This window comes from Cryobacterium sp. TMT1-66-1 (genome assembly GCF_004403435.1).
GTDB classification, from domain to species: Bacteria; Actinomycetota; Actinomycetes; order Actinomycetales; family Microbacteriaceae; genus Cryobacterium; species Cryobacterium flavum.
On record NZ_SOGP01000002.1, the window covers coordinates 178206 to 186512 of the forward strand.

General features: G+C 65.5%; 7 protein-coding genes and 1 tRNA gene. 2 read left to right on the plus strand and 6 right to left on the minus strand.

What is annotated here, in order from left to right:
* Position 1: 1 nt before the first annotated feature.
* The 5 genes from E3T29_RS01720 to E3T29_RS01740 form a co-directional block, all read right to left on the minus strand.
* A complete protein-coding gene (locus E3T29_RS01720) occupies positions 2–709 on the minus strand; it encodes a type 1 glutamine amidotransferase (protein WP_241987588.1) in 708 nt (235 codons plus the stop codon).
* Entirely contained in the window at positions 709–1749 is a 1041-nt protein-coding gene (locus E3T29_RS01725) for a DMT family transporter (protein ID WP_241987586.1), read from the minus strand. Before E3T29_RS01725 ends, E3T29_RS01720 begins: the two co-directional genes overlap by 1 nt.
* A 102-nt stretch (positions 1750–1851) precedes the next feature.
* Positions 1852–3447, minus strand: coding sequence for an ABC-F family ATP-binding cassette domain-containing protein (locus E3T29_RS01730; protein ID WP_134343815.1), 1596 nt, complete (start codon positions 3445–3447; stop codon positions 1852–1854).
* A 154-nt stretch (positions 3448–3601) separates the two neighbouring features.
* Positions 3602–3677 (minus strand) — tRNA-Thr (locus tag E3T29_RS01735).
* Between the two features lie 92 nt (positions 3678–3769).
* Positions 3770–4684: a thioredoxin domain-containing protein gene (locus E3T29_RS01740; RefSeq protein ID WP_134343816.1), complete on the minus strand. Its 915-nt coding sequence runs from the start codon at positions 4682–4684 to the stop codon at positions 3770–3772.
* A 210-nt stretch (positions 4685–4894) separates the two neighbouring features.
* On the opposite strand from E3T29_RS01740, the gene E3T29_RS01745 reads away from it, so the two are divergent.
* Both E3T29_RS01745 and E3T29_RS01750 read left to right on the plus strand, forming a co-directional pair.
* On the plus strand, positions 4895–5992 hold the full coding sequence (locus E3T29_RS01745; protein ID WP_092341838.1) for an ABC transporter ATP-binding protein: 1098 nt from the start codon (positions 4895–4897) through the stop codon (positions 5990–5992).
* A gap of 53 nt (positions 5993–6045) precedes the next feature.
* Complete coding sequence (locus E3T29_RS01750) at positions 6046–7356, plus strand: DUF4032 domain-containing protein (protein WP_134343817.1); 1311 nt, start codon at positions 6046–6048, stop codon at positions 7354–7356.
* A gap of 42 nt (positions 7357–7398) precedes the next feature.
* Here E3T29_RS01750 and rlmB read toward each other — a convergent pair.
* On the minus strand, positions 7399–8307 hold a 909-nt coding region (rlmB, locus tag E3T29_RS01755), incomplete at its 5' end, for a 23S rRNA (guanosine(2251)-2'-O)-methyltransferase RlmB (RefSeq protein WP_134343818.1).

Below are 8307 nucleotides of genomic sequence, written 5' to 3' on the forward strand. Positions count from 1 at the left end.
GTCAGACCAGGCCTATCCATCGATCGGCGACTTCTGACCAGACCCGCCGAAGGTCGTCTTCGTTCTCGCGCATGGGGTCGATGACGTGTTCCGGCAGGTAGCCGGCGGCACGCAAATCGTCGCTGTCACTTTCAGCCCATGCTTCGGCGGTCGCCGCCGAAGCCTCCAGGTGGAATTGCAGCCCCCAGGCCGCGGGGCCGACACGAAAAGCCTGGTTAGGGCAGCGATCGCTGGCGCATAGCGACACGGAGTTCGCTGGCAGCTCGTGTACTTCGAGCGAATGCCACTGCAGCGCCCGGAGCAGCGACGGCAGGTCATGGAGCAGGGGATCCGCGGCGGCACTGTCGGTCAGCTCGAGACCGCTGAGGCCGATCTCGGCGCCGCGCCGCACCCGTCCGACCGTTCCACCGGCTACGACGGCGAGCATCTGGGCTCCCAGGCAGATCCCGAGGAGCGGGACCTCGCTCTGGAGACAGTCTGCGATGAGTTCACGAACTCGGGGCAGCCAGGCTGCTCGTTCGTCGTCCGTCGGCCCGGTCGTTCCGCCGAGCACGACGACACCATCGAAGCCGTCGGCACGACCGGGAATCGGGGCCCCGGCATCCGGGCCGACCCGAACCAGGTCGATGCCGGCCGCGAGGATTCGCTCCCCGACCAGCCCCACACCAGCATTAGCCTCGTGTTCGACCACTAAAATTCGTTTCACCATCACAGCCGTTCGCTTGGTTCGTCAGAATGGCCCGGTGTTCGCGCCGTGCCCCGTGCGTGGTCGGGGCGGTGCCAGCGCACCGCGGCGATAACGACGGCCACCAGGGCGAGAGCCGTGCCGGCAATGGTCGTCAGGCCAAGCGGATGCCCCGCCGACGGCGCCAGCAGATCCAGTGCGAGGGCGCAGAGCAGCTGCCCGGCGACGATGCAGAGTCCCAGCATGAGCACGCCGGTGGTACGCACGACGAGCGCGGCCCCGGCGATGAAGATGCAGCCGATCAGTCCGCCGGTATAGAGCCACGGGTTGCTCGGCAGGTCGAGCGCGAAGCCGACCAGCAGGCCGTGCACGAGCGCGGCGAGCACGAGCGCAATGGTGCCACTGAGAAAATTCAGAAAGGTCGCTGTGAGGGCGCTTTGCGCGATGACCCGCACCTGACCGTTCACAGCTTGCTGCCAGCCCTGCCCGATGCCAGCGATCAGCGGCAGTGCGAGCAACCAGAGCGCGCCGCTGCCGTGCAGTTCGCCGCTCACCGTGAACGCGACAGCCACCAGGGCGAGCCCGGCACCGACGATTTTGGACGCGTGCAGGGTTCGACGCCCACCGGGGCCGATGCCGAAACGGTCCATGAGCACGCCGCTCACGGTCTGGCCGGCCACGACGGCCACCGTGAACAGGGCGATGCCGAGCGGCGCGGCGACGAGGCCCTGGGACAGCACGAACAGTGCGCCGGCCAGGCCGCCGAGCAGATGCCACCAGGAGAGGTGCTTCGTTTTCACACCGCGGGCGACCAGTTGCAGGCCGCGGCGCCCGCTACGAAACACGACGAGGCCGAGGCTCAGAATGACCAGGCCAGAGCCGAAGGAGATGACGGCTGCGGTGAATCCGTCGCCGATCTGGTGCCCGAGTTCGCCGTTCACCCGCGATTGCACCGCGTACAGCGCCCCGATCAGCACCGAGAAAACCAGGGCCAGCCAGACCGGCACAGCGGATGCTGGCGCGACCGAGGAATCCGTTCGGGTCTGCGCGCGGGCCGGGGTCACCTGGTAATACTACGAGGTGCTGGGCGCTGAGTGCCGCCGGGCCCATGATCTATCGTGGGCTCAGTTTCCGGGCCCGGGCCCGGAAAGTGTAGACAGCGCGGGTCAGGCTGCGCGGACCTCGATCTCGCCGGGAGCGGCTCCGTCGCTGCCGAAAACGAGGCGGCGGTTGGCGATCTTGTCCGTGAAGAACCGGTCGTGGCTGACCACCACAACGGCACCGGGAAAGTGCACGAGCGCGCGTTCCATCACCTGGGTGCTCGACATGTCGAGGTGGTTGGTCGGTTCGTCAAGCAGCAACACCGACGCTCCGGAGAGCAGGCACTGGGCCATCGCCACTCGCGCGCGCTGCCCGCCGGAGAGGGCACCGATCTTCTGCTTGAGGTCGGCCTCGCTGAACTGGAACATGGTCAGAAAGCGGTTGACGGACTTCTTCGTTGCGGTCAACGCGAGGCTGCCGGGCATGGCATTCACGGCGTGACTGACCGTGTCGCTCGGGTCGAGTTCGTCGAGAATCTGGTTGTAGGAGACGACGCCGGCGCCGCTGGCCCAGGCGACGTCACCCCGGTCGGCCGTCTCTTCGCCGGTGAGCACGCGCAGCAGGGTGGTTTTGCCGCTGCCGTTGCTGCCGAGCACGACGATGCGGTTACCGCGCTGCACTTCGAAGCTGAGGTTCTCGAACAACACTTTGTCGCCATAGCTCTTGGCGAGACCGTCGACCCGGCAGAGCACGTCCTTGACGTGCAGGTTGCCGTAGATCTCAGTGATGATCTGGTCGACCGGGCGCGGCGTGCGCGACTTCTTGATGTGGGCGAGCTGGTTGCCGAGCTGACGGCTCTCGGCTTTGGCTGCTTCGCGCCGGTCCGCGATTCCCTCGGCTTCAAAAGCGAGCAGCTCGGATTCGTGCACGAACTGGGCCTCGAGGGTCTTCAGCCGAAACTGCTTCTGCACAATGTACTCGCCGAAGTTGCCTGGATACTCGTGCAGGTGATAGTTCTCGACCTCGATGATGCGGGTGACGACGGCGTCCAGAAATTTGCGGTCGTGCGAGACCACGATGGCGGCACCCTTGAAGCTCTTGAACCAGGCTTCGAGCCACTCCACGCCGGCCACGTCGAGGTAGTTGGTAGGCTCGTCGAGAAGCAGCACGTCGGGCGCCTCGAGCACGATCTTGGCCAGGGCCGCCCGGTTGCGCCAGCCGCCGGAGAGCTCGTCGATCGAGCAGACGCGGTGTGCCTCGTCGAATCCGAGGGTGGTCAGGGCGGTGTCGATGTGGCGCTTGTAGTCCCAGCCGTCCAGGCGGTCCATCTCTTCGAAAAGTTCGCCCTGGCGGGTGATCAGCCGGTCGAGGTCATAGCTGGCCGAGGAATCGACGGCGATCGCCGCGTCGATGGAGGCGAGTTCAGCCTCGACCGCCTTCACCGCCACAAACAATTCGTCGAGCACCTCGGTGATGGTCTGCGCGCCGTTGAGCTCGGAGAACTGCGAGAAGTAGCCGACCCGGATGCCGTCCTCGAGCGTCACCTCGCCGGTATCGGGCGAGACCTGGTCGAGAATCAGCTTGAGAATGGTGGACTTGCCGGAGCCGTTCTTGCCGATCAGGCCGACCCGGTCACCGGGTTCGAGGCGAAAGAACGCTTCGCGCAGAATCTGCGTGTTCTCAAAGCGGATGCTGACGTCGTTCAGCCGGATCAGGCTCATGCTTATTTCCTTTCGGGGCGCGGGTGCGCGGGGGCGGGCATCCGCTCTTAAAACCCCAGCCATCAGTGTACGTGGAGGCCGTGTGCGGCCCTGGGGAGAGAGCGTCGAACCGGCAGACGAAAACCCCTACTTCCCAGTTGGGAGTAGGGGTTTGTGGGGCCGGCCACGGGACTTGAACCCGTAACCCCCACTTTACAAGAGTGGTGCGCTACCAATTGCGCCAGGCCGGCATGAGGCCAAAGCCTCGAAAGACCATCCTAAATGATTTCGGGGCCGCCACGGGCAACAGCCAAACGGATGCGCGTGGGGCATCCGCTGGTAACTACCCGCCGGGTGTCGGTTCGGGCGTCGGCGTCGAGGTGGAGTACGTCTCACCGAGGGCCACCTGCACGAAGGACGCGAACTCCTTCGGGTCTTCGATCGACCCGGTGTACGGCTTGCCATTGACGAGCACGGTGGGGGCGCTCGTGATCGCCTTGATCGAGGAATTGGGTATGGGGCCGTCGAGCGCGCGATTGGTTGCCGCCTTGACCCAGGATTCATAGGTGCCGTCATCGATGCAGGAGTTGATGTTGGAGACCGCCGTGCTCACGCCGGAATCCTTCACGACGGCCTTGATCTCGTCGTTGCTGCGGCCGGGCGACGTCTCTTCCGGCTGGTCAACGAACAGGGCCGAGCTGAAGGCGAAGAAATCATCTGGCGAGTAGTTGGCGACGCAGGCTGCAGCGTTCGCCGCCCGCAGGGAGTACTTGGTGCCGGCGGACTTGCTCGTGAGAATGGCCACCGGGTGAATTTCAACGGTCGCAGCTCCGGAATCGACCCAGTTGGCGATCTGTTCGTTGTTGGCGTCTTCGAAGTCGCCACAGAGCGGGCAGAGGTAGTCGACATAGATGCGAATGTTGGCGACGGCGCCGGAGGTATCCGGTTCGGATGCCCGCAGGTTCGCGTCGGGCTGCAGCGCGGGCGTCAGCGCGGTGACCATGCCCTCGCCGATAAGAGCGCCGTCACTGGCCATATTTTTCGGGCCCGGACCTGACGGTTTAATCGAATTCACGATGATGACGGAGATCAGAACGACGATGGCAACGGCGGCGATAGCGATGCCGCCCTGCAAGAACAGTTTGTTGCGGCGGTCCTTCTTCTTTTGGCTGACTCGAAGCTGCTTCGCCTTGACCCGGGCGGCGTCACGCCGCCGGTTTTTTGAGGGACTGCTGTCGCTTGGTCCGCCAATAGTCATAAAAATTCGCTTTCGAGAAGTAGGGGCGCACGTGGAGGCACCTCTGGAATATTAGATCCCCTGACTGGGAAACGACCAAACGGGGGGCGGACCGGCGCCGGGGCATCCGTCGTGTAATAATGGAAATGTCGCGCGCTTTGGCGCGCGGCGCACAAATCCTATTCACAACGGATCGTCCGGCACGTTCCTGCCGGTGAAGGAGTAATAATCATGGCTTCAGTGACCTTTGACAAGGCAACCCGGCTCTACCCTGGTTCCACGAGGCCGGCTGTTGACCAGCTCGACCTGCAGGTCGCCGATGGCGAATTCCTGGTTTTGGTCGGCCCATCCGGCTGCGGCAAGTCCACTTCACTGCGAATGCTCGCCGGCCTCGAAGAGGTCAACGATGGCAACATTCTCATCGGTGACCGCAACGTGACCGATGTCCCGCCGAAAGACCGCGACATCGCCATGGTCTTTCAGAACTACGCGCTGTACCCGCACATGACCGTCGCCGAGAACATGGGCTTCGCGCTCAAGATCGCCGGCATCAACAAGGACGAGCGCGCCGCCCGCGTACTCGAAGCCGCCAAGCTGCTCGACCTCGAGCCCTACCTCAGCCGCAAGCCGAAGGCACTTTCTGGTGGCCAGCGCCAGCGCGTTGCCATGGGCCGCGCGATCGTTCGTCAGCCTCAGGTGTTCCTGATGGACGAGCCGCTCTCCAACCTTGACGCCAAGCTGCGCGTGCAGACGCGTACGCAGATCGCGTCACTTCAGCGCCGCCTCGGCGTCACGACCGTCTACGTGACCCACGACCAGACCGAGGCCCTGACCATGGGTGACCGGATTGCGGTACTGAAGGACGGCATCCTGCAGCAGGTCGGTTCGCCCCGCGACCTGTACGCCAAGCCGCAGAACGTGTTCGTGGCCGGCTTCATCGGCAGCCCCGCGATGAACCTGTTCCTCGCCGACACCGTCGATGGCGGCATCAAGTTCGGCACCGCGACCGTTCCGGTGCAGCGCGAGACGCTCGCCAGCTCGACCGGCAAGAAGGTCACCGTGGGAATTCGCCCGGAGGACATCCAGATGTCGTCCACCGCTGGCGACGGTCTGCAGATCGAGGTCGACCTGGTTGAAGAACTCGGCGCCGACGGCTACCTCTACGGCCACTCCACCATCGAGGGCAAGCGCACCGACATCGTCGCTCGCGTCGACGGCCGCTCGCACCCGAACGCCGGCGAGACGGTGTACCTCACGGCTACCCCGAACCACCTGCACGTGTTCGACGCGGAAAGCGGCCTGCGCCTCGGCGGCGCCGTCACCGACTAGTCTCCATGAACGGCGGGAGGGGCTCGCTCCCTCCCGCCGGTTAGGCTCCAACCATGAGCGGTTCCCTCAATATCATCGCGGCCACTGCCGACCCTGCCCTGCTCGACCTACCGTGGCAGTTGCCCCTCGACGCCTGGCCGAATGAGAACATCGCCTCACTGCCCAAGGGCATTTCGCGCCACCTCGTGCGCTTCGCCCACCTGAGTGGGCGGGTGGTCGCCATCAAAGAGACCACGAGCGAGATGGCCAAGCGCGAGTACGACATGTTGCGCACCCTGGCCAACCTCGAGATCCCCTGCGTCGAGCCGGTCGCCGTCATCACCAACAGAACGGATGCCGACGAGGACCCGCTGAATTCTGTTCTGGTCACGCGTCACCTCAAGTTCTCACTCCCCTACCGCGCCCTGTATTCGCACGCCCTGCGACCGGATACCGCTACCCGGCTGGTCGACGCCCTCGCCGTGCTGCTCGTGCGGCTGCACATGATCGGGTTCTTCTGGGGCGACGTGTCGCTCTCGAACACCCTGTTTCGCCGCGATGCCGGTGCCTTTGCCGCCTATCTTGTCGATGCCGAAACCGGGCAGTTGTACTCGGGAGGGTTGTCGAACGGCCAGCGCGAAAACGACCTCGAAATTGCCCGGGTGAACATCGCCGGGGAGCTCATGGACCTCGAAGCCGGTGGCCGGGTCGCCGACGAGCTTGACCCGATTCGGGTCAGCAATGGAATCGTCGCCGCCTACCGACTGCTCTGGAAAGAGCTCACCGGCTCGGAGTCATTCTCCAACTCCGAACGCTGGCGCATCGCCCAGCGCGTGCAACGCCTGAACGACCTCGGTTTCGACATCGAGGAACTGGCGATCAAGACCGACAGCGCTGGCTCGAGCGTGCGGATTCAGCCGAAGGTCGTCGACGCCGGCCACCACCAGCGCCGGCTGCTGCGCTTGACCGGCCTCGACGCCGAAGAGAACCAGGCCCGCCGCCTGCTGAACGACCTGGATTCGTACCGGGCCGCCTACGGTTCGCCGGCCGCGGACGAGGAGATGGTCGCCCACGAGTGGCTGGTGCGGGTGTTCGAGCCGGTGGTGCGGGCCATTCCCGAGGAGCTGCAGGGCAAGCTCGAGCGGGCGCAGGTGTTTCACCAGCTGCTCGATCACCGTTGGTACATGGCGCAGAACCAGTCGAGGGATATCCCGCTCGCCGAGGCGGTCACGTCCTACGTGCAGGATGTACTGCGCCACCGCCGGGACGAGGCCACCGTGATGGACCCCGTCACCGAGGCCATCACCCTGCCGATTCGCACGCAGCTCGGCGACGACACGTCTTCTGACCCCGACGATGCCGACGACTGGATGCTCAAGGTCTAGCCTCGCCATCCGGGACGGGGCCCCGTCGAAAGAGAAGCGGGGCTAGAGCTTCGCGGCGAGCTTGGCCTGCTTGATTTGGGCGCGGAGACGGGCCACCTCGTAGAGGGTGACGCCGACGGCGATTCCGGCATTGAGCGACTCGGTCGCCGCGCTGATCGGAATCGAGACGATCGCGTCGCAGGTGTCGGTGACGAGGCGAGACAGGCCTTTGCCCTCGCTCCCGACGACGATCACGATCGGGCGTTCGGCGAAGCCGATGCCGAGGTCGGGCAGCGACACGTCGCCGCCACCGTCGAGTCCGAGCACGAACACGCCCTGCGCCTTGAGCGCCTTCAGCGTCTGGGTGAGGTTGCTCGCCATGGCGACGGGCGTGCGCGCCGCGGCGCCGGCGCTGGTCTTCCAGGCTGAGGCCGTGACGCCGACCGAGCGACGCTGCGGCACGATGATTCCGTGGCCGCCGAACGCAGCGGTCGAGCGGATGATCGCGCCCAGGTTGCGCGGGTCGGTGATGCCGTCGAGGGCCACGAACAACGGCTTGTGGCCGCGGCTGATCGTGAGTTCGAGCAGCTCCATCGGGTGCGCATACTCATACGCGGGAACCTTGAGGGCGAGGCCCTGGTGCACGGCGTCGCGACCGGCGAGACGGTCGAGTTCGGGGCGCATGACCTCGAGGATGGGGATGTTGCGGCTGGTCGCCATGAGCAGAACCTCTTTGACCCGCTCATCCATTTCGATGCGCGCGGCAATGTAGAGGGTCAGGGCGGGGATCTTGGCGCGCAGCGTCTCGAGCACCGAGTTACGACCGGTGACAATCTCGTGCTCGTCGATCTGCTTGGCCCGACGCGTCGAGGATCCGCCACCGCCGGTGTTGCCGGTGCCGCGCTGGGGTGCGCCCTGCGAGGCGCCGCGGGCGCCACCGCGGGGGGCGCTGCCGCGAGCCGGGGTGCCGCC